Source organism: Streptomyces plumbidurans (assembly GCF_019857225.1).
Classification (GTDB): Bacteria; Actinomycetota; Actinomycetes; order Streptomycetales; family Streptomycetaceae; genus Streptomyces; species Streptomyces plumbidurans.
The window spans coordinates 1-20,847 of the sequence record NZ_JAFJSY010000087.1 but is presented as its reverse complement, the minus strand read 5'-3'; the positions used below and the strand labels follow the sequence as shown (position 1 = coordinate 20,847).

Sequence of the window (20,847 nt, the reverse complement as noted above, 5' to 3'; positions counted from 1 at the left end):
CCGCTGACGACCACCCACTGCCACCCCACCACCCACTCACACTCTGAACGCAGTACCTCGAAGCGCGTCAGCTGCTGGTCCGGGTCGGCGACAAAATCCTCCTCTGCGGCCCCGTTGCCGGGCTCGTCCCTCGTCGAGTCCGGCAACGGGGTGTGGTAGGGCTGACGCTCTGCTAAGAGGTCGGCCAGGTGAGTGCGTCGATGGCGACGGTGCCGGTGCCGGAGGAGGCGTCGAGGCCGATGGCGCCGACGCTGCTGACGGAGGGCACCGTCCAGGTGATCGTCGTCCACTGCCCCTGGGTCAAGGCGACCGAACCGGCCATGGTGGCGGTGTAGCTCTTGTCGCGGACGAAGGGGGTGACGGTGGTCCCGGACTGGGCGGCGTAGACGTGATAGGTGACGGTGGAACCGGCCGTGACGGCGCCGAGGTTGGTGGAGGTGCCCACAGCACTGTGGCCGCTGCTGCTGAGGTTGAAGCGCAGGGCGTGGGTGCCTTCGTAGGCGACGTCAGTGGTGACCACCGGGCTGGCGCTGCCGTAGTAGCCCGACCAGTTCTGCGTTGTCCCGCCCTCGAACCCGGCCGTCACGCCGTCCCCGCCGTCCCCGCCGGACCCGCCACCCGAACCGCCGTCCGAGACATACTCGTACGGGCCGATGTCGCGGCCGTCGCCCTGCGGTCGCCTGACGCCGTCGAAGTCGGTGTCCGGCGCGCCCTCGTCGGTGCCCGCGTTCACGCACGGGCTGTCCGCGGTCAGGTGGTAGTCGCCGCTGCCGTCGGACGCGTAGTCCACGAGCCCGGGGTCCTCGTCCAGCTCGTCGTCGGCGTTCTCCGGCGTCCAGTCGTCCTTGTCGCTGTTGGTGAAGTCGTCGTCGGCGTTGCCGTGGAAGAGGTTGTGCCCGTACTCGTTGTCGTCCGAGTCGGCGTCGGCTCTGACGTAGATCCCGCTTCTGCCGTTGTCGACGATGATGTTGTTGGTGATCACGAAGCCGCTGGAGGGATCGTCGTCGCCGTCACCAGAGATGCTGATGCCGTGCTGCCGGTTGTGGAAGGTAAGGTTGTTGGAGATGGTCGCGCCCACCGGGTTGTTGTTGAAGCGCAGCCCGGAACCGGAGTTGTCGTAGGCGATGTTGTTCTGCATCACGTCGCCGGTCCCCGACGGGTAGATGCCGTGCGCGTACTCGCACTCCCCGTCCGGCCCGACGTCGTGCGCGATGTTCGCGATGAAGGAGTTGCCCACGGTGTCCGAGTCGTCTCCGAGGGCGTCGCCGTTCGCGGCAGAACTGCTGTTGCAGTTGTCGACGTGCCGGCGTATGTCGTGGACCTCGTTGTGATCGACGACGTTGTAGTCGCCCGACAGATGAATGCCCTGCTTCGCGTACGGTGCCGTGACCTCGAAGCCAGTGATGCGGACGTAGTCCCCGCTGTTCTCGAACGGGAAGTCGTTTGGATTGTCGTCGTCCCTGAGGTTGATCAGCACCTTGCCCGGGTTGACGGTCGTGAACGTGATGTACGCGCTCGCCGTGCCGTCGTTGTCGTTCTCCACGGGGTCGGTGTACGTGCCGTCCGCCACGTGCACGGTCGTGCCGGCGGGCAGGTCCTGGGCGGCCGCATGAGCGATCGTCGCCCACGGGTGGCCCGCCGTGCCGTCGTTGGAGTCCTTCCCGTTCGCCGCCGAGACGTAGCGGTCGAGTGAGTCCGCCGCGGAGGCGCTGCCGCTCAGCACCACCGTCTGTGCGCCGAAGCCCGCCAGGGCGAGGGCGACCGTCGAGCAGGCCGCCGCGAGTGCTCTCCCGCGGCCCCTCATGACGCGTCCCAGGTGAGTGCGTCGAGGGCGACGGTGCCGGTGCCGGAGGAGGCGTCCAGGCCGATGGCCCCGACCTCGCTCACGGACGGCACGGTCCAGGTGACCGTCGTCCACTGCCCACGCGGCAGTGTGACCGAACTCGCCATCGTGGCCGCGTAGTTCGCGTCCCGCACGAACGGCGTCACTGTCGTCTCCGACTGAGCCGCGTACACGTGATACGTCACCGTCGACCCCGGCTCGACACCGTCCAGGCCCTCGGAGGTGCCCACCGCGCTGTGGCCCCCGCTGCTCAGGCTGAACCGCAGCGCGTGCGTGCCCTCGTAGGCCACATCCGTCGTCACCACCGGATCGGCGCCACCGTAGTAACCCGACCAGCCACCGTCCGACCCGTCCTCGAACCCGACCGACACACCATCACCACCGCCGGAACCGCCACCCGAGCCGCCGCCGGACCCGCCGCCCGAGCCGCCGCCCGAGTCATCGGTCATGGCCTGCTCGAACGCGGTGCCCTGAGCCGTGAGTGTCGAACTGCCCTGCACCAGGCCGAAGTTGCCGTGGTCGGTGGCCGTGTAGATCATCGCGCCCGCCGGCGCCGGGGTGAGGGAGCGCAGTTCGTCGATGGCCGCGGTCGTCCAGGTCGCGAGGTCGTCCGCGTGGTCGTCGTCGTAGGCGTCGCCCTGGTCGTTGGGGTCGATGTTCCACTCGGAGACCAGGTAGGGCAGCGTGTGGCCGAGCACCGGCTCGATCTGCTGCTCGATGTTGTTCACGTGCTTCTGCCAGTTGACCAGATGGGTCGTGCAGGTGTCGCTTCCGGAGCCGGGGTCGTCCCAGCCGCCAGTGGTGTCGCAGACGTACTCGTGCCAGGACAGTGCGTCGGGCTCGGGGCTCGCGTTCTCTGCGAACTGCGCGATGTAGTCGCCCGCGGATGCGTCGGAGCGGGACCAGACCGGGCCGACGAACCGGTAGTCCAGGCCCGGGTACTTGGCCTTGAGGGTGGGGACCACCTCGTTCCAGGAGGCGGTGTAGTCCCCCACGTTCACACCGGCGTTGTCCGGCTCGTTGCCGAACTCCAGGTAGACGGTGCCGTCCTGGAAGACCTGGTGGACGAGGTCCATCAGATGGGTGTCGGTGGCCTTGATCTCGGAGTCGCTGCGGTCGCCGTCCGGGCCGCGGAGGATGAGCACGGGGGTGGCGCCGACGTTCTTGACGGCTCTCATGGCGGTCAGCCAGTCGTTGTCCTGCAGCGCCGTTCCGTTGCCGGGGTACGTGTCCCGCAGCGGCACGCGGACGGTCGGCGTGCCCCAGCCGGCGAACAGGTCCTGGGTGCCGGAGTCGGTGGCCAGGTGGTCGTTGCCGTCGTAGAGGGACATGTTGACGCCGAAGACGGGAGCGGCCTGATCGGCGGCGTCGGCCGCCTCGGCCGGGTGGGACGCGGCCGACGGCAGCAGGGCGGCGGCGGTCAGCGCGACCGCCGTCGTGACGCCGACGAGCGATCTCCGTAACAGCGTCGGCCCATGACGGGTCAGGGACAGGGACATGAGTGATCTCCCAGGTCGGTGGGCTGTTGATGTCACACCGAGGCTGGGCCGGGCGGCGCCAGCGCGACAAGGCCGACCTGGGCGATCGCGATCAATCAATCAAAGTTACAACAATTTTTTGTTGTCTACGCAGGTCAGGGCCATGTTTACGGCGAGGGCACCGGCGGTCGTGATCACCAGTGGACGCCGTCCAGGAGGACGCGCACCGGCTTGCCGTGGGTGGTGATCTGGAGGCCGACGGCGTGCACCGAGGAGACCGGCGGGACGGTCCAGTCGAGAGTGCTCCAGCCGGGGCGGCACCGCAGCGGGCGTTCGGCGGCGGCCGGGTGGGCGGTGTAGTCGGAGTCGGCCTCCTGGACCAGGGGCTGGACGGCCGCCCCATTGCACTTCCCGTCGGTCCACAGATGGAAGACGACGGTGCTCCCGGTGTGCAGGGTGCGGGCCCCGTCCGGCGTGCCCACGGCGCTGTACGTCTTGCTGCCGGTCGCCGTCACGGCCAGGGCGTGCCGCCCGTCGAAGGCATGCGCGGCGGTGACACGGACCGTGATGGCACCCCACAGCGGGCTCCATCCGTCGTCGCTGCCGTTCCCGGCCTCGAAGCTGTCCTTCGGCGGGCCACCGATGGCGGCGGCGGGCGCCCGGCCGTCCGTCGCGAGCGAGGCGGGCACCGAGGGGGTCGGCACACTGCCGCCGGTGCACCGTACGGACAGGGCGCCCGCGGCGACGTTGTCCCGGGTCCGGCCCCGGTCCGACAGCCGCACCGACAACTGCCCGTCATGCAGCGGGAATCGGCCCGCGTCGACCCACTGACCGCGGTGGCGCACCTGGTCGACGGTGAACGCGCCGACCACCGCGCCGCGCGTTCCTGACCGGACGGTGTAGTAGGCGGGGCGGCCACCGGCGTACCAGGTCTCGGTCTGCGGGATGTGCACGCGCACCGAGCAGTTCCCGGACCGTATGCCCTCGGGCCTGAACCACCAGACGAAGCCGTCGTGTCCCGGCAGGTCGTCTCCGCTGGCCGGGGTGTAGCGGTAGTCGCCCCGGCAGCCGTCCCCCGTCCAGTCGCCGCTGACGGCGAGCGTCCAGCCGCTGCCGCCGTCCGCACCGCCCTGGTTCATGGTCACGCCCCTGGTGCCGTCGTGCGGGCAGTCGTCTCCGGCAGTCGCGGTCCAGGCCGACGGCGCCGGACCGGGCGCTGCCGCCAGCAGTACCGCCGCGGCCGCGGCTCCCGCCGCCACGACGCCGGCCACCAGGCGATGTCGGCGTTTACGCCCAGAGGGCACGGACTGTCTTCGCGACTCCGGCCGGTCGGCCTGTTCGGGCGGGTCCGATGAGATCCGCCGGGTGGCCCCGACGGACTCGGTCCGCAGAACCGGTGAGGAGTCGGGGAGAGCAGGCCGAGCCTGCTGCGGTGCGGCGCCGGAACCGGCGGCCTTCGCTGCCGGTGACCGGCCGGAAGGATGACGTGCGTGCCCCTGCCCAGCGCCGGATCCGCCGGCCTTCACGTCCTGCGGCGAAACGGGAAGGCCCGCTCCCGCCCCGTCGCGGCCCTTGAGCAACGCCAACTCCGCGGCCGTCGCCGCCCACTTCCCGGCCCACTCCTCGACATCCCCGCCGCACGCGGCTACGAAAGCCAGCGTGACCTCACGCGTGGGCAGGGTCCTGCCGCTCGCTGCGGTGGACAACGCGGAAGCGGAGTAGTGGGCCCGCGCCGCCAGTTGACGGTATCCCGGCGCACCGGCGGCGGCACGCAGCTCCCGTAACTCCCAGGCGAAGCGTTCGACCGGCCCGGCCGTCGGATCGATCGCGACCTCACGTCGGCTCACATTCGCCCCTCCCTCGAACGTGAATGGTCGACTTGGTACCCGGCTCTATCTCACCGCCCATGGCACGCGGATTGTCCAGACACCTTTGCGCCGTCCGCGGCTGCGGGTGGCTCGTGGAAACGACGGGAGCGGTGCGGGCAAGACCACGCGCTGGCGCACAACGCCCGGTCGGAAGGAGACGGCAGCGCGTTGTTGAGGACAGCGGCCCCCTTCGGTCGCCTGCCGGCCGCAGCCGGCGCATAGCCGCAGGTGGGAGTGGACACCCAGAGTCTGTCCGGTTGTTCGCGCGCGCCATGGGTTGATCGGAAATTGATTAGTTGATGACGTCCGCCGGTCGGGCATTGCCGCTCCACCACCATCGCCACAGGCTGCTCGGAAACCAACTGGCCCGCCGCAGGGGAGTGCGGCCGGCCACCCACCTCAACCTGATGAGGAGCAACCAATGCAGCTGAAGTCCTGGAAGCGCGGAAGGTCCTGGAAACCCTGGAAGTCCTTGCTCGCCTGCCTGTTCATGGCGGGAGCCCTCTTCGCCGCTACCACCACCTCGGCGTCCGCAGACATCCTGTCCACCTCCGCCATCAACGTCCACAACTACAACTCGGGTCGGTGCATGGGGATTTCGGGCGGCTACGCCGTTGACTGGACCTGCACCAGCAACCCCGACCAGATGTGGCACCTCGGTTCGGACAACTCGGCCGGCTGGCACCAGGTGATCAACGGAAAGAGCGAGTGCCTCGCCGTGAGCGGCGGAAGCACGTCCCAGGGCGCACGCGTCCGCACCTGGACGTGCAACGGCGGGGCCGACCAGTACTGGGTGTCGGCCCACTACAGCGGGAACCTCTACTACCTGGAGAACTACAAGTCCGGTCTCATCGGCGGCGTCCAAGGCGGCTCGACATCCAACGGGGCATCCCTGGTCCTGTGGACGCCGCAGGGACACGCCGACCAGCTCTGGTACTGAGGCGTCATCTCATTTGGTGGGTCTGCCGTAGCAGGTGAGAGTGCGGGCGATGCTGGTGAAGGCCAGGGAGTGTTCGGCTTTGGGCTTGTAGCGGCGGTGCAGTCTGCGGCATCGGGCGAGTCAGGACATCGTGCGTTCTATGGTCCAGCGGTGGCGGCCCAGTCGGGTCGAGGACTTGATGCCCTTGCGGGCGATTTGGTGCCGGATGCCGTGCCTGCGTAGCCATCGCCGCGGGTGGTCGTGGTCGTATCCCTGGTCGGGGTGGAGTTTTGCCGGTCTGCGCCGGCGGCGTCCGTGCCACGAGCGGATCGGCGGTATGCCCTTCACCCGCGGGATCAGTGCCTGGCTGTCGTGCAGGTTCGCCCCGGAGAGCCCGACAGACGGGGGCAGACCGGTCCGCTCGGTGATCAGGTGGATTTTCGAGCCGTAGGTGCCCCGGTCGACGGGATTCGGACCTGTCAGCTTCCCCTTTTCAGGGTCCGCATGTTCACCGAGTCGATCGCGCAGCGGGCACAGTCCAACTCGCCGCGGAAACCGGGCTCGTCGAGGACCAGGCGGTGGAGTCTTGTTCACACGCGGGCCTTCGTCCACGCGGTGAATCGTCGGTGGGCCGTCGCGCCCGGTGGCCCGAGCGATGCGGACGGCAACGGCTGCCACGTGCAGCCCGAGGCCGCCACGAAGACGATTGGGGCCGGCACTTCGCGGTTGCCGTGCCGCCGTCTGCCACCCCGCTGAGGTCGCGACGGGGGCTCGGGAATCACCCGCTGGAACAGTCGCCCGCAACTCGTCCGGCACCAGCCGCTCAACGATCGAGACCACGACCGGCGGCTTATCCAGCCAAATGAGATGACGTCTAAGCGATGTCTTTGAACCTGCTGAGCGTCAGGTCAAAACTCCCATGTCAGCTCTCGCTCATCGATGACGGCTCGTTCGTAGCAGTCCAGAAGATTGCCGGTCTCGATTGCCGTGGCCGTCATGTCAAGCAGCTCTGGCAGGGAGGTCCACATCGGGTGCGTTTTGAAGTGGCAGCCATCCTCGTGTTCAGCACTTCCGATCCGTCCGTGCCGCCGTGTCGGACGCTGATCGATTACCAGATAGTCGCCGTCCGCAGCGAAGGGGATCCACTGCCGGTGCCACCAAGGCCCGTACTCGCCTTCGGGATCGCCCGCCTCGGCGTCCCGCCGTTCCAGGCCATGGATGTCGGTCCGTCTCTTCCAGGCCTCGACGATGTGCTGTGTGCTCAGCATCATCCAAAACGGTGGTAACAGGACGCCGTCTGCTGTGCCGTCATGCCGAAAGAGGGACTCCGACAGTGGACGGGGGAAAGTCAGGTCGATGGCCCCTTCTGCCATAGCGATCGCCACGCGCTCGGCGGGGGGCGCCAGTTCGGCGCACGTGCGCGGTGCGTTGTTGGCGAGCCAGGTCTCGATGCGGGTCCAGGAGTCAGGTATCAAGGAAGTCATGCGGCGGATCCTGCTGCACGTACGCCGTACCGATACTGCCGACAAGATACAAATCCTCACCCATGGTCTCCTCCACCCGACCCCAACGCGCATCACGCACAACATCCAGAACCGGCGCGAGACCCTGATGAACACCAACCGACCGCAAGTCCCGGCCGCAGGTGTCGAAGCCGGTCGCTCACATCGAGAAGGCAAAGGGATCTTCACTTGGTTCCGGCTCTTCGGGGTGGAGCATGCAGCGAATACAGCGTTGAAGTCCCAACTCACGAGATCCTGCGGCGGCCTCCATCCACGGCAGGGCGTCGTCCAAGGCGTGGGCACGTTCGTCTGTGGCGAGAGTGTCGATGGTCTGGTGGAGGTCCTGGGGGGCGGGTTCGTCCGTGAGGCAGAGCCAGCCGATCGCCGCGGTCAGGCGTACTTCACCGGCCTCCGTTGGGTCTTGCCACCGCTTACGCAACCACGAGACGGTCGGTGGATGCGGGTGGGTCCGGGTGGTCTCCGCGACGCCGAGGAGCAGGGCGGCGCGGACCAGGACGTCATGCTCTGTGGCAAACCTGGTGGCCAGGGCGGTTCGGACCGTGTGGTCGGGGTCGGCGGCAGTGGCCAGAGCGTAGGAGGCGTCGATGCGGATGGTGCGGTCGGGGTCGTTGAGAAGGGGCAGGAGTACGGGGGTTGCGGCGGTGATCGCGGCTCGGGCGGCGGCCACCGACCAGCCTGCCGGGTAGCCGGTCACCTCGACGCCATAGTCGTCGTAGTCGTCGAAGGCATGGAGTCGTGGATCGGTGCGGTGCAGGAGGAATTCATGGCGGGAGGCAATGCCGAAGTGCCGGGCGCGGGCCGGAGCGGAAAGTACGGCGGGGGCGGCGGCACGGTGTGCGTGGTGGCCATCGGTGGCGATGGGGACCAGGAACGGTACGGCGAGGGCCGCGGCGGCCCGGCTGTCGTTGGCGCACAGGCCCCACAGCACATCCGTCGTGCAGCGAGTGGGACTGTCACCGGCGCCCAGCAGGTGCACGGCCTGACGGGCGTCCTCCCCGTGCGGGAAGTTCCCCCACGGTACGGCGTCGAGAAACCACCCGCTGCGGGCCTGGGACAGGAGGCCGGCCACCACTGCCCGCACATCGAACTCGCCACCCGCGAACGAGGCTAGATCCGCCCCGTCCACCAGCGCCCGGCACATCGCGAACGTCGGATCGGCCCGCCAGTCCCCCACACCACGCCCCCACCGTCGAAGCCCCAAAGACTTGATCATGCCTCTCTCGCCCGGCGCACGGTAACACCGGCGGGCCGGCGAGCAGCCATGCCACCAGGGGCACCGGCACAGTGCCGCCGCTCGGGTCGGTCGGATCAGCTGATCGCAACGGGCACGGGATCCGGGCGCAGTTTGGTCAGGCATGAGCGGACGGCCTGCGTCACTCCTGGTTCGGACAGCACCGGCAGGCAGCCGCACATGAAGGGCACGGGTGCAAGGTGCTGATGTCGGCCGGCTCGAAGGTGGTGGCCAACGGCCGTGACCGCCGCGTGCGCGGCCGGAGAGATGGTGAGTTCCTCCGCTTTAGGCGGCAGATTGCCGAGCTGCGGTGACTGCCCCGAGGCAGCATCTGGGGGCTCACCCGGCTGCAGCGGCCGGCAGCCGTGCCTGCCCAGGGGCATCCACAGCACCCCGTCCCGCTCCAGGCCCCGCATCGGGCGACCGTGTCCGCGAGATCACGGTGCAGCAGCAGGCTGCGCAGGCCAGCGAGGACGCTGTTCACGTGCCCCCGCCGCGGCGCGCGCGTCGGCGAACGGTGATGTCCGCAAGCTCCCGGTGCTCAACGGGTTCCCGCGTCGGCCCGGCCAGAGCCGCCTGGGGCTCAGAGGGTTTTAGGGTGTGGGGTGCCTCGTCATCGAGGTCGTTCAGCACTGCGGGCAGGCCTTTGGTGAGCATTTTGGTGCGAACGGCGCCGAGAATCTTGGCCATGAAGAAGCCTCCGGCGCCGGTGAAGCCGGTGTGGTCGTAGGTGAAGCGCGTTTTGCTGTCGTGGGGCTCGAGTCGGTAGGCGACCTCGGTCACCTCGCCGCCGCTTTCGTCCTGCCACGAGTAGCGCAGCAGCGAAGGCTCGCGCACCTCCAGCACCTCGCACAGGACGACGCCGCTCCAGCCGGGCTTGGGTTTCGCGATGAACTTGAACCTGGTGCCGACCGTGGGGGCGAAGCCCTCCGGCCGGGCGCCGGCGCCGGTGGCCGTCCACCGCGGGATCAGCTCCGGATCGGTGACCGCACGCCAGACCTTCTCTGGCGGGTGCGGGTAGTCGCGGACGATGTGGATGGCACTCATGGAGGGCTCCCTGTGGTGGCGGGCGTCAAGCACTGCATTAAACTTACAGACAATGTAAATTTACAGTAGCAGAAATTATATGGTGGCTGGATTATGCTTGAGTGATGATCCTGCGCACTGTGGACTGGACGGCCCTGCGCCCGCGCGACGGTGGGACCTCCACCGAAGGACTGCGGGAGCGCAAGAAGCGGATCCTGCGACAGCAGCTGTCCGACACAGCCACCGAGATGTTCATGGAACGGGGCTTCGACGCCGTACGGGTCGCCGAGATCGCAGAGGCTTGCGGGGTCTCGGAGAAGACGGTATTCAACTACTTCCCGACCAAAGAAGCCCTCGTCCTTGACCTGGGCGAGGCCACCTTGGACTCCCTGCGAACCATCCTGGCCGATCCGGACCTGCCGCCGGTCGACGCGGCATTGAAGATCCTTTCCGGTGAGCTCACCAGCATCACGGCGTGGCTGAGCGCTCAGGACGACCCGGCCGAGGCCAACGCCGTACTTCTGCGTTTTGCCATGCTGATCAGATCCACCCCGTCACTGCGGGCCCATCAGCGCGACACGGCCGACAAGCAAGTCGCCGTAGCCGCCGAAGTCTTGGCCCGGCGCACCGGGATGAGCCCGGACGACCCCGAACCGCAGATCGCCGCGACCGCCCTGCTCGCACTGTGGCCCGTCCAGTTCCGGGCCCTGCGCAAGCACCTGCACCACGCTCGAACCCCCGAGGAACTGCACGCCGCAGTCAGCTCCGACGTCCAACGCGCAGCCCAACTCATCGACACCGGACTCAGCTCACTCGCCTACGTCCGGCCGTAATCAGCGAAGCAGCCGTCCGGCCCGAGGCCGCGGTGAGCGACACCACCCTTGTCCCAGCCCGCCACTCGCCCCGCCTCGGACAGAACAGCAGCGCCCTCACATCTCAACGAGAGGCCGGCAGCCGACCGCACGAGCACTCAGCCGGGGCTGTCGCGCAAGAAGGCGAGCACCACACAGCGCAGGGTGACATCCACGCCTTGGCGCCAGACCAAAACCCAACGGTCCCGCGGAACAAGCCTGCCCCACCGTCCGTATCCCAGCAGGCCCATCCCCGCTCACTGCCCCGTCAGCCCACGCGGTCCATGTCATTCCGCCGTTCCTCCACCCGGCGTTCGATCCGGCGCAAGTCCTCACCGACCGCTTGGTCCCCTAGCGCACGCTTCGGCCCGCTGCAGGACCGTGACGTGGTGGACGGGTTCACCGGCGGCCTGCTCCAGGTGCAGGCAGTGGACGTCGTTAATCCAGCACATGATGTCCGCAATCGCCTCGCGGATCCCCCGATAGGGGCGTCTGCCATCCAGGCATAACGGGCACGTGTCGGGGACGTCTCAGGTGGTTACGGGCGGCGCTGGTCTGACGGGGGCGGTGCGGTCGAGCCGCGTGGGACCAGGCTGGGGACCTGGGCGGCGTGGGAGATGGCCTCGCGATGCGTCATTACGTCGAAGAGGGTCTCGGTCACGTCGGCGCCGAAGGAGAAGATGTCGTGCTGCATCGCCGACAGGGTGGGCCGGGTCAGTTGGCACAGCTGCGAGTCGTCCCAGGCCAGCACTGACAGGTCGTGCGGCACGGACAGGCCGAACTCCGCGACAACACCGAGTGCGGTGACGGCCATGAGGTCGTTGTCGAACACGATCGCCGTGGGGCGCTCGGGCGACAGCAGCAGAGTGCGGCACGCGCGGCTGCCCTGGTCGGCGGAGAAATCGGCGACCACGGTGCGTGCGGTCAAGCCGAGTTGCTGCGCGGTCTCTGCGAACGCCTTGGTGCGGATGGCGCTGTGGCCGAGCTCCTCGGGCCCGCTGACCCGGGCGATCCGGCGGTGGCCGAGGGCGGCGAGATACTGCACGGCCTCCGTCATCGCGGCCGCGTCGTCGGTCCACACGGAGGTGAACGGCCCAGCCAGCGACGGGTGTCCGACGACGACGGCCGGCAGTCCGATGCCGGAAAGCACCGGGATCCGCGGGTCGTCTGCCCGTAGGTCCACGAGAATGGAGCCGTTGACCCGGTTGCCCTGCCACCACCCGCGCTGGACCTCGATCTCCTCCTCGGGTTCCACCAGGCGCAGCAGCAGCGAGCAGGAGTGCCGAGACAGCACGCTTTCGATTCCGGAGATGAACTCCATGTAGAACGGCTCCAGGCCCAGCATCCGGGCCGGCCGCGCGATGGCCAGCCCGACGGAGTGCATCGCCCGACCCGACAGCGACTGCGCCGCCTGGTTCGGGCTCCACCCCAGGTCACGGGCCGCCTGAAGGATCCGCTCCTTGGTCTTGGAGGAGACGCCCGGCTTGTTGTGGACTGCGATGGTGACCGCGGACGGCGACACGCCCGCAAGTTTCGCCACGTCCTTGATCGTGGCCTTGCGGTCCTCCCCCGACGCTGTCGTGCGAGCCACCAGGATGTCCACCTTCAGATCGCTGCCGGAACACCGGGCTCCGAACCGGTAGAGCGCGCGAGTTCCCGCGGTCCCCACCCTGCAAGCCCGTTACAACCCCGTCCACCATAGCCTTCGACCGGGGAGAGCACCATGGCGTTACGAAAACCCCCTGCGACGGGCGGCTTCGGGATATTTCCTTGCGGCGCGTTGCGAGCTTGAACGTTTTATGGACATGCCTTTCGGGGCGCTTTAGGGTTGGGGCGCCCTGCAGACAGCCGTATCCGATGTGCTGTCGGTGTGCTGCGACTTGTAACCGAGCCGAGGGAGCCCGCCGTATCTCATCTCCCACGTCTGTCGGACCAGGACATCGCGACTCTTCCGGTACCGGACCATGCCGCCCTGCTGCCGCCCCATTTCCGCTTTGGGGTGGCCACGTCCGCGTACCAGATCGAGGGGGCCACGGCCGTCGACGGCCGCACCGATTCGATCTGGGACACCTTCTGCCGGGTACCGGGTGCAGTGGCCAACGGTGAGAGCGGCGAAAGTGCCTGCGACCATTACCGGTTGATGCCGCAGGACGTGGACCTTATGGCCGACCTGGGAGTGGACACCTACCGTTTCTCGGTTTCCTGGCCGCGGGTGCAGCCGGGCGGGCGTGGGCAAGGCCAATGCGGCCGGGCTGGCCTTCTACGACCGGCTGGTGGACCGCCTGCTGGAACGGGGCATCGACCCATGGGTGACGCTCTACCACTGGGACCTGCCGCAGGAGTTGGAGGACACCGGCGGCTGGCCGCACCGTGACACCGCGCACCGGTTCGCCGACTACGCCGAGCTGGTCTTCGACCGTCTCGGTGACCGGGTCGCGGCCTGGACGACGCTCAACGAGCCGTGGTGCGTGGCGATGTACGGGTACGCCGACGGCATGCACGCACCTGGCCGCCGCGACCGGTCCGCGGCCATGTACACAGTGCACCACTTGCTGCTGGGCCACGGTGAGGCGGTGTGCCGGATGCGGGCGCGCGGCGGCCAGGAGCACTCTTTCGGTCTGACGCTCAACCTGACGCCGAGCCTGCCGGCCACCAGGGATCCGATGGACGTGGCGGCGGCCCGCTTGTCGGACGGGTTCGGTGTCCGCATGTACCTCGACCCGTTGCTGCTGGGCCGCTACCCCGAGGACGTCATGGCGGACCTGCGGCAGGAGGGCATCACGTTGCCGGTCCATGACGGCGACGCGGAGATCATAGTGTTCAGCGCACGGGATCGGTGGCCGGGTCCACCGCGGCGTACGCGTTGACGCAGCGCAGAGCCGTCTGCAGAGCTTCTGCGTCGTGGCCGTTCCATCCGGTGACGGTGAACTCGGCGGTCTCCCCGGGCAACAGGGTCACCAGTCCGCGGTCGGTCCGCGCGTCGGGATGCAGTCGGTCTGCCTGTAGCAGCAGGTCGCGGACCAGGGTGTGCGCGGTGACGCTGATCCGCGCTCCCCCGGTTTGCGGGGTGACCTGGGTGGTCATCTCGGGGACGGGGTAGGCGAAGGTGTGGTCGGGGACGGGAAAGTGCAGCGCGCGCAGCCCGTCGGCGTCGGCGACGAGGAACTCGCGCGGTGAGCCGGCCGGAACGGTCACCTTCTCGGGCAGGTCGATCACCGCTACCGACCGGGCCGCCACCTGCACGGGCACGTGGAGTTCAGCGGACGTCCCGTCGTGGGCGTCGACCCGTCGAATCCGTGCCTGGCACGTCCATGGCTCGCCGCTCTGGTTGACCGCGGCGAGAACGATCCGGCCTCCGCGGTCCTGCAGGGTCAGCAGGCGGTCGGCGTAGAGGCGCTTGAGTTCGTGGTAGAGCGGCTTCTCGCGGCCGTCACCGTCGATGGCGGCCCAGGAGGTCACCGGCCAGCAGTCGTTGAGCTGCCACAGGATCACGCCGGCGCAGAGCGGCCAATGCGAGCGCCAGTGCTCGACGCCGGTGGCGGCGGCCCGGGCCTGGTTGACCTGGGTGAGGTAGTGCCAGGTGTCGAAGTCGGTGGGCACGGGGAAGTGGTGGGCCAGTCCGCGGTCCAGCTTGCCGTTGCCGTCCTCGGCCTTCTGGTGGTGCAACATGCCGGGAGAGTCGGGTGTCAGCGGCTCGTCACTGATCGAACGGCGCGCGGTGGCGTAGGCGGGCGGGGCCTGCCAGCCGAACTCGGCGACGAAGCGGGGCACGTCGTCGCGGTACACGGTGTAGTCGCGGCGGTTCCACACCTCCCAGGAGTGCGCGGTGCCGTGCCGCGGGTCGTTGGGGTGCAGGTCGCGCGAACCGGACCAGGGGCTGCCCGCCCAGTACGGCCGGGTGGGGTCGGTCTCGGCGACGACGCGGGGCAGCAGGTCGAGGTAGTAGCCCTCGCCCCAGGACCTGCCGCCCAGCGCCGGCTCCCAGTCCCAGTCGCGAAAGCCCCACAAGTTCTCGTTGTTGCCGTTCCAGAGCACCAGCGAGGGGTGCGGCATCAAGCGGACGACGTTCTCGCGGGCCTCGGCCTCCACCTCCGAGCGCAGCGGCTCCTCTTCGGGGTAGGCGGCGCAGGCGAACGGGAAGTCCTGCCAGACCAACAGCCCGAGTTCGTCGCAGGCGCCGTAGAAGTCCTCGCTCTCGTAGATGCCGCCGCCCCACACCCGCACCAGGTCCACGCCGGCCGCCGCGGCCTGCTCCAGGCGGCGGCGATAGTCCTCGGGCGTGACGCGGGAGGGGAAGACGTCCTCGGGGATCCAGTTGACCCCGCGGACGAACACCGGTGTCCCGTTGACCACCAGCGTGAAGGCGCTGCCGTGCTCGTCCGCGGAGGTGTCCAGTTCCACGGTGCGGAAACCGACGGAGCGCTCCCACACCTCCAGAGGTGCCGCGCGGTCGTCGGTCAGGGTGACGGTGCAGGCGTACAGGTGCTGTTCGCCGTAGCCACGCGGCCACCACCGCTCGACGCCGGGGACCTCGGCACGCAGCGTCAACTCATCGGTGTCCGACGGGAGTTCGGCGGACACCTCGGTTCCGGCGACCGTCACGATGATTGTCAGGGCTCGGCCGGACCCGCCGGCGGAGCGTTGGACGGAGACGTGGACGGTGACGATTCCGGTGCCGTCCTCGTCCATCGTCACTTCCGGGCGGACCTCGGCCAGTCGCGCCGTCGACCAGTGCTCGAGCCGCGGCTGGCGCCACAGGCCCGCGGTGACCAGTGTCGGCCCCCAGTCCCAGCCGAAGGAGCACGCCATCTTGCGGACGAACTGGTACGGCTCGGCGTAGGCGCCGGGCCTGTCACCGAGCAGCGTGCGGACCCGTTCGGCCTCGGCGTAGGCCGAGGTGAACGCCACGGTGAGCGGCGCCGGGCCCGCGGCGAGGGCGTCGGTGACGTCGAAGCGGAACGAGCGGTGCATGTTGCGGGTGCGACCCAGCACGTTGTCGCCGAGGCGGATCTCGGCGACGGTGTCGAGACCGTCGAAAACCAGATCGGTGCACTCGTGGTCCCGGTCGGAGCGCGGCAGTTCGGTGCTGTAGGTCCAGTCGGCCCGTCCCACCCACGCCACGTCGGTCTCGTTGCGGTCCAGGAACGGGTCGGCGATCAGGCCCGCGGTCAGCAGGTCGGTGTGCACGCAGCCCGGCACGGTCGCCGCGACGGGGGCGACCGGCAGGGTCTCCGGTGCCTGCTCCGGGTGGCGCCTGGTGGTGTCCAGGCGGACGGTCCAGCCGCGGGTGAGCGGCGTGCTGACCTTCATGCGGTCTCCTTGGGCCCGAATGGGCTCGGCAGTTGAGGGGGTGTGTGGCGGCGGTCGCTGTGCGCGGGGCTACTTGGTGGCGCCGGAGGCGAAGCCGTTGTAGATGAAGCGCTGCAGGGCCAGGAACACGACGAGGCTGGGGATGATCACCAGCGCGGCGCCGGCGGAGATGACCTCCCAGTGCGCGCCGAACGGTCCCTTGAAGCGGAACAGCGACGTGGAAATGGTGCCGAGGTTGTCGTCCGGCATGTAGAGGAAGGGGATGTAGAAGTCGTTGTAGATAGCCACGCCCTTGATGATCACCACGGTGGCAATGGCGGGCTTGAGCAGGGGCACGATGATGCGCCAGTAGATGGTGAACGAGTTGGCGCCGTCCAGCCGTGCCGCCTCGTCCAAGGAGACCGGGATGGAGCGGATGAACTGCAGGAAGATGTAGATGGACACGATGTCCGTGCCCATGTACAGCAGGACCGGCGCCCAGCGGGTGTCCATCACACCCAGGTTGTTGACGATCTGGTAGGTGGCGACCTGGGTGGTCACGCTGGGGACCAGCGAGGCGATCAGGAACAGCGCCATCACCAGCTTTTTGAACGGGAAGTGGAAGCGGTCGATGGCGTAGGCGGTCATCGAGCCGATCAGCACCGTGCCGAGCACGGAGAAGAAGAAGATGAACGAGGTGTTCCACAGGGCACGCAGCATGCGCCCGTCGTTGAATGCGACCACGTAATTGTGCAGGTTGAACCAGTTGTGAGGTGCGGCGAGCGACGGGCCGTCTGCCATCTCGCTGCTGGTGCGCAGGGAAGTGAGCAGCACTGCGGCCAGTGGAACCAGAACGACCGCGCCGGCCAGTACCAGCGAGAGGTACTTCAACGCCACGGCGACCCGGCTACGAAGCAGAGTTGAACGGCCGCGGGATCGCGGCGCCCTTGCCATGGCCGCCCCGTCGAGCACTGTCATGACTGTTCCACCCTCTCGTCGGGAAACAGCAGGCGCTGCACCCAGGTCACCAGCAGCACGATGAGCAGCAGCACCACCGCCGCAGCCGACGCGAGACCGGTCTTGTTGAAGTTGAAGGCGAGCTTGATCGTCTGGATGACGAACGTCTCGCTGTTGTTCGAGCCGCCGGTCATGATGAACGGGATCTCGAAGACCGACAGTGATCCGGACACCGCGAGGATCACGCTCAGGCTGATGATCGGCCGGATACTCGGGGCGATGACGTACCGGAACTGCTGCCAGCGGCTCGCGCCGTCCAGCGCCGCCGCCTCGTACAGCTGCGGTGGGATGGACTGGATCGCGCCGATGAACAGCACCATGTTCAGGCCCATGAACCGCCACACCGACACCCCGGCCAGCGAGGTGTTGACCAGGTGCGGATTGCCCAGCCACAGGTGCCGGCCGGCGCCGAACCAGTGCAGCACGGTGTCCAGCGTGCCGCCCGGCTGGAAGAAGTACAGGAAGACGAACCCGACGGCGACCCCGTTGATCAGATACGGGAAGAACAGGATGCCCTTGAACAGGTTCCGCAGCCGGATGTCGAAGCTGAGGATCGTGGCGAAGTACAGGGCCGCGCAGATCTGCACGACCGACGCACCGAGGTAGAACAGGCTGACCCAGAACACCTGGAACAGCTGCGGCCGGGTGAACAGGTCCCGGTAGTTGTCCAGTCCGACCCAGTTGCTGGTGGGACTCAGACCGTCCCAGTCGGTGAAGCTGTACTGCACCATGTGCACCACGGGCAGCAGAGTGAAGGTCACCAGCAGCGTGAGGGGGACGAGCAGGTACAGCCACGGGGTGCCCCACCAGGTTCCCCTCCTGCGCCACAGGACCGGCTTGCGGTGCGGCTGATGCCAGTGGGAGCGGGCCGCGTCCGGCGGCGGCAGGGTGCGGGCAGGAGGGGTGCGGCCCGCGGTCCGCGGTGCGCTCATGTGGTCCTTCTTCCGGTCGCCGCGTGGCAGGGGCGGCAGGCTTGTGAGGTGGCGGCGAAGAGGGAACGTCCCCTCGGACCAGCCAGGTAACGGCACGGGCGGCGCAGGCCCGCACCGGGTGCGGCTGCTCCGGCCTGGTCCCCGCCGGGGCCGGAGCAGCGGTACGGCAGGGTCCGTCAGCCGACGGTGCCCTGGGCGTCGGACCACTTCTTGTTCAGGTCCTTGAAGATGCTGTCCTTGTCGCCACCGGCCGCCCCGCGGGCGACATCGACGATGTGCTGCGGGTAGTCCTGGTTGTTCAGGCCGATCTCGGACGTCTTGTCGATCTCATCGACAAGGGCGGTCTTGCCGTACGCCATGTGCACGAGTCGCACCCCGGCCTCCTGGAACGGCTTGAGGTCTGCGGGCAGCGGCGAGCCCTTGATCGAGGAGATCGACAGCGCGGCCTGCGCGTCACCGGACTTGCTGATGAACCAGTCGATCCACGCGCGGGCCGCGGCCTTGTTCTTGGAGTGGATGTTGATGCCGTACTGGTAGTCCGGGCGGACGACGGAGCAGAAGTGCCCATCCTGCTGCGTCGGGAACGGCATGAAGCCGATGTCGTCGGGGTTCTTGCCGGCCTTCTTGGCCGCGTCCTGCATCTGCACCACGGCCCAGGAGCCCAGCCACATGGTGGCGACCTTGCCAGTGCCGATGAGGGCCTTGGAGTTCTCCCAGTTGGTGGTGTTGGGGTCGGCCTCGGAGAGCTTGTCGTGCACGACGTCGTAGAGAAGCGAGTCGACGACGTTCAGGTCCTGCCCCGGCGCCCAGGGCTCCTTGGTGGTGGCGAGCTTGTCGTTGGCGGCGGGGTCACAGCTCGGGGAGCCCAGCGCGTTGCCCCAGTTGGTCATGGGCCAGCCGTCGTGGTAGTTCGTGTAGTACGGGGTGGCGCCCGTCTTGGCCTTGATGGCCTTGAGGTCGTCGATGAACTGCTGCGGCGTGGTGGGCCAGGTGGTGATGCCCGCCTTCTTCCACACGGCCTTGTTGTAGACGAAGCCGTTGGCGGTGCCGATGTTGGCGATGCCGTAGACCTTGCCGCCGACCGCGGCGTGGTCGGTGAAGTCGTAGGTCTTCGACAGGTCGGCGGACGTGCCCAGGGGGGCGAAGAAGGTCGGATACTCCTTGAGGGGAACGGAGTTGGGGATGGACAGTACGTCGCCGTAGTTCTTGCTGTTCATCCGGATCTTGACGTCGCCCTCGTAGTCGGTGAGGCCCTGGAACTTCACCGTCACGTGCGGGTAGACCTTGTTGAACTCCGCGGCGTACTTCTTCGCGGTGCCGTCCTGCACCTGGTCGGTGCGGTTGGTGAGCACCTTGATCGTGCCGGTGACCTTGGACGGGTCGGTGGGGACCTTCACCACGGCCGAGGACGATCCGCCACCGCTCCCGCTGCCCACGTCGCAGGCGGACAGTCCCAGGGCGAGTACCACACCGGTGGCCGCAAGTGCTGTTCTCCGCATGCCGATCCCACTCTCTCGTCGCTGAACGGAAAGCGCCGCACTGCATGCCGCGCAGCGACGGACGTCTCGTCGTCGGGGCGAAGCGGCTCGATGGCTGCTTAACGTAGACGCAACGCGAGGCCGTGTCCATATAACGGTCTAGTTTTATGACAGCGTGACGCTTCGCCTACGGCGCGGCGGGGAGCGGCAGGCTGTTGCAAGCATTGACGTGGTACGCGTTGCCCGCCTCGATCAGGGTGGCTAAAACGCACCAGCGCACGGCTGGCTCGCCGGCTACGTCCGGCATCCTTACGAGGACGACCCTGGCATGGGGTGCTGCTGGAAGAACCGCCACATCAGATCGTCGGCGCTGATCTCATGGGTCACGGTGCCGTTCCCGTTGTCCTGCGGGGAATCCGGCCAGGTGTGACCGCCGTTGGAGACCGTGTACAGCTGGACCTCGGCGCCGTCACGGCAGCCGCCGTAGACCGTCCTGCTCACATGGGTGCTGACCTGGCTCGTGGTTGGGCCTGTCGTGCAGCCGTCCAGTCCGGCCCAAGCCTGCTGCGCCACCGGCACCGAGTACTGCCAGGCCGTGGCGTCGCCGCCTCCGTTGTAGGGGTTGGTGTTGTCCTGCTGGCCGTGGAAGGCGATCACCGGAACCGCACGCGAGGGAGTGCACGTCGACAGGTCCGGCCTGCTGTGGTCGGACGGGTCGGGTCGCCCGGCCCGGATGCCGGCCACCGGAGCGATCGCGGCGAACTTGTCGGCGAGCATGCAGCCCAAAGCGGAGGTCATCCGGCCGCCTCCGGAGTAGCCGGTGGCGTACACCCGGGCCGAGTCGACGCACGCGCTCTCGGTGAGGGTATCGATGACCTGCCGAAGGAAGCCGACGTCGTCGCGGGTGCCGCTGGGTGTGACGTAGGGGACGTTCCAGATGTAGCCGCTGCCGCTGGGCACCACCCCGGTGGGCGCGGCCACGATGAATCCGTCGGTATCGGCCGTGGCTGCCATATCGCTGTACGAGAGCTGTCCGGCACCGGTGGACTGACTGCCGTGCAGGTCCAGGACCAGCGGCAGCCGGGCTCCCGCTGCGCGGGTCGGGACGTGCACCAGGACCTGGTAGGTCTTGCCGCCGAAGGACACCGGCGTGTTGTACTGGCCGCTACCCAGACTCGAAGTGCACGAGCCGGGCGGCGGGGTCGTGCCGCCCGGCGGCAGGTGCCAGATCTGCCAGGCGTTGGTGTTGCGGTCCCAGATCTGCAGGCGCGTGCCGTTGGCCGTGTTACCGCCCGGCACGTCGAGGTAGCGGCCGGACTGCGGGTTCTTCAGATGCCCGTCGGACTCGGCGACCCACTGCTGGGCACCGGAACCATTGCAGTCCCACAACTG

15 protein-coding genes and 3 pseudogenes are annotated in these 20,847 nt (G+C 68.3%); 3 read left to right on the top strand and 15 right to left on the bottom strand.

What is annotated here, in order from left to right:
* Positions 1 to 172: 172 nt before the first annotated feature.
* From JYK17_RS34705 to JYK17_RS34695, 3 genes are all read right to left on the bottom strand, one after another.
* Positions 173 to 1,804 (bottom strand): right-handed parallel beta-helix repeat-containing protein, encoded by a 1,632-nt coding sequence (locus tag JYK17_RS34705; protein ID WP_222811960.1) that lies wholly within the window; start codon positions 1,802 to 1,804, stop codon positions 173 to 175.
* Complete coding sequence (locus tag JYK17_RS34700; protein WP_222811959.1) at positions 1,801 to 3,342, bottom strand: carbohydrate binding domain-containing protein; 1,542 nt, start codon at positions 3,340 to 3,342, stop codon at positions 1,801 to 1,803. Before JYK17_RS34700 ends, JYK17_RS34705 begins: the two co-directional genes overlap by 4 nt.
* A gap of 173 nt (positions 3,343 to 3,515) precedes the next feature.
* Positions 3,516 to 5,168, bottom strand: coding sequence for a helix-turn-helix domain-containing protein (locus JYK17_RS34695; protein ID WP_222811958.1), 1,653 nt, complete (start codon positions 5,166 to 5,168; stop codon positions 3,516 to 3,518).
* A gap of 442 nt (positions 5,169 to 5,610) precedes the next feature.
* Here JYK17_RS34695 and JYK17_RS34690 point away from each other — a divergent pair, with 442 nt between their 5' ends.
* Positions 5,611 to 6,129, top strand: coding sequence for an RICIN domain-containing protein (locus tag JYK17_RS34690; RefSeq protein ID WP_108015946.1), 519 nt, complete (start codon positions 5,611 to 5,613; stop codon positions 6,127 to 6,129).
* A gap of 9 nt (positions 6,130 to 6,138) precedes the next feature.
* Here the strand turns inward: JYK17_RS34690 and JYK17_RS34685 are convergent.
* From JYK17_RS34685 to JYK17_RS34665, 5 genes and pseudogenes are all read right to left on the bottom strand, one after another.
* Positions 6,139 to 6,948: pseudogene (locus tag JYK17_RS34685) on the bottom strand (IS5 family transposase).
* Between the two features lie 68 nt (positions 6,949 to 7,016).
* Positions 7,017 to 7,592 carry an SMI1/KNR4 family protein gene (locus JYK17_RS34680; protein ID WP_108015947.1) on the bottom strand — a complete coding sequence of 192 codons (576 nt, stop codon included), beginning with the start codon at positions 7,590 to 7,592 and terminating at the stop codon, positions 7,017 to 7,019.
* 13 nt (positions 7,593 to 7,605) lie between these two features.
* A pseudogene (locus JYK17_RS34675) lies at positions 7,606 to 7,749 on the bottom strand (glycoside hydrolase family 3 N-terminal domain-containing protein); the annotation flags it as partial.
* A 21-nt stretch (positions 7,750 to 7,770) separates the two neighbouring features.
* Entirely contained in the window at positions 7,771 to 8,805 is a 1,035-nt protein-coding gene (locus JYK17_RS34670) for a HEAT repeat domain-containing protein (protein ID WP_234547242.1), read from the bottom strand.
* Between the two features lie 537 nt (positions 8,806 to 9,342).
* Positions 9,343 to 9,909: an SRPBCC family protein gene (locus JYK17_RS34665; protein ID WP_234547243.1), complete on the bottom strand. Its 567-nt coding sequence runs from the start codon at positions 9,907 to 9,909 to the stop codon at positions 9,343 to 9,345.
* A gap of 104 nt (positions 9,910 to 10,013) precedes the next feature.
* Here JYK17_RS34665 and JYK17_RS34660 point away from each other — a divergent pair, with 104 nt between their 5' ends.
* Positions 10,014 to 10,721, top strand: coding sequence for a TetR family transcriptional regulator (locus JYK17_RS34660; protein ID WP_108015949.1), 708 nt, complete (start codon positions 10,014 to 10,016; stop codon positions 10,719 to 10,721).
* Positions 10,722 to 11,071: 350 nt separating this feature from the next.
* Here JYK17_RS34660 and JYK17_RS41330 read toward each other — a convergent pair whose 3' ends face one another.
* Together JYK17_RS41330 and JYK17_RS34650 are read right to left on the bottom strand one after the other, a co-directional pair.
* Positions 11,072 to 11,242 (bottom strand): terpene synthase family protein, encoded by a 171-nt coding sequence (locus JYK17_RS41330; RefSeq protein WP_372465361.1) that lies wholly within the window; start codon positions 11,240 to 11,242, stop codon positions 11,072 to 11,074.
* Positions 11,243 to 11,277: 35 nt separating this feature from the next.
* Entirely contained in the window at positions 11,278 to 12,330 is a 1,053-nt protein-coding gene (locus tag JYK17_RS34650; RefSeq protein ID WP_222811957.1) for a LacI family DNA-binding transcriptional regulator, read from the bottom strand.
* Positions 12,331 to 12,609: 279 nt separating this feature from the next.
* Here JYK17_RS34650 and JYK17_RS34645 point away from each other — a divergent pair.
* A pseudogene (locus JYK17_RS34645) lies at positions 12,610 to 13,606 on the top strand (glycoside hydrolase family 1 protein).
* Here the strand turns inward: JYK17_RS34645 and JYK17_RS34640 are convergent.
* The 5 genes from JYK17_RS34640 to JYK17_RS34620 all read right to left on the bottom strand — a co-directional run.
* Entirely contained in the window at positions 13,560 to 16,049 is a 2,490-nt protein-coding gene (locus tag JYK17_RS34640; protein ID WP_222811956.1) for a glycoside hydrolase family 2 protein, read from the bottom strand. The pseudogene JYK17_RS34645 and the gene JYK17_RS34640 sit on opposite strands and share 47 nt — an antisense overlap.
* A 69-nt stretch (positions 16,050 to 16,118) precedes the next feature.
* Entirely contained in the window at positions 16,119 to 17,006 is an 888-nt protein-coding gene (locus tag JYK17_RS34635; protein WP_128804313.1) for a carbohydrate ABC transporter permease, read from the bottom strand.
* On the bottom strand, positions 17,003 to 17,977 hold the full coding sequence (locus tag JYK17_RS34630) for a carbohydrate ABC transporter permease (protein ID WP_128804312.1): 975 nt from the start codon (positions 17,975 to 17,977) through the stop codon (positions 17,003 to 17,005). Before JYK17_RS34630 ends, JYK17_RS34635 begins: the two co-directional genes overlap by 4 nt.
* Before the next feature lie 176 nt (positions 17,978 to 18,153).
* Complete coding sequence (locus JYK17_RS34625; protein ID WP_222811955.1) at positions 18,154 to 19,476, bottom strand: extracellular solute-binding protein; 1,323 nt, start codon at positions 19,474 to 19,476, stop codon at positions 18,154 to 18,156.
* 288 nt (positions 19,477 to 19,764) lie between these two features.
* A partial coding sequence (locus JYK17_RS34620; RefSeq protein ID WP_222811954.1) for an extracellular catalytic domain type 1 short-chain-length polyhydroxyalkanoate depolymerase occupies positions 19,765 to 20,847 on the bottom strand: 1,083 nt, incomplete at its 5' end.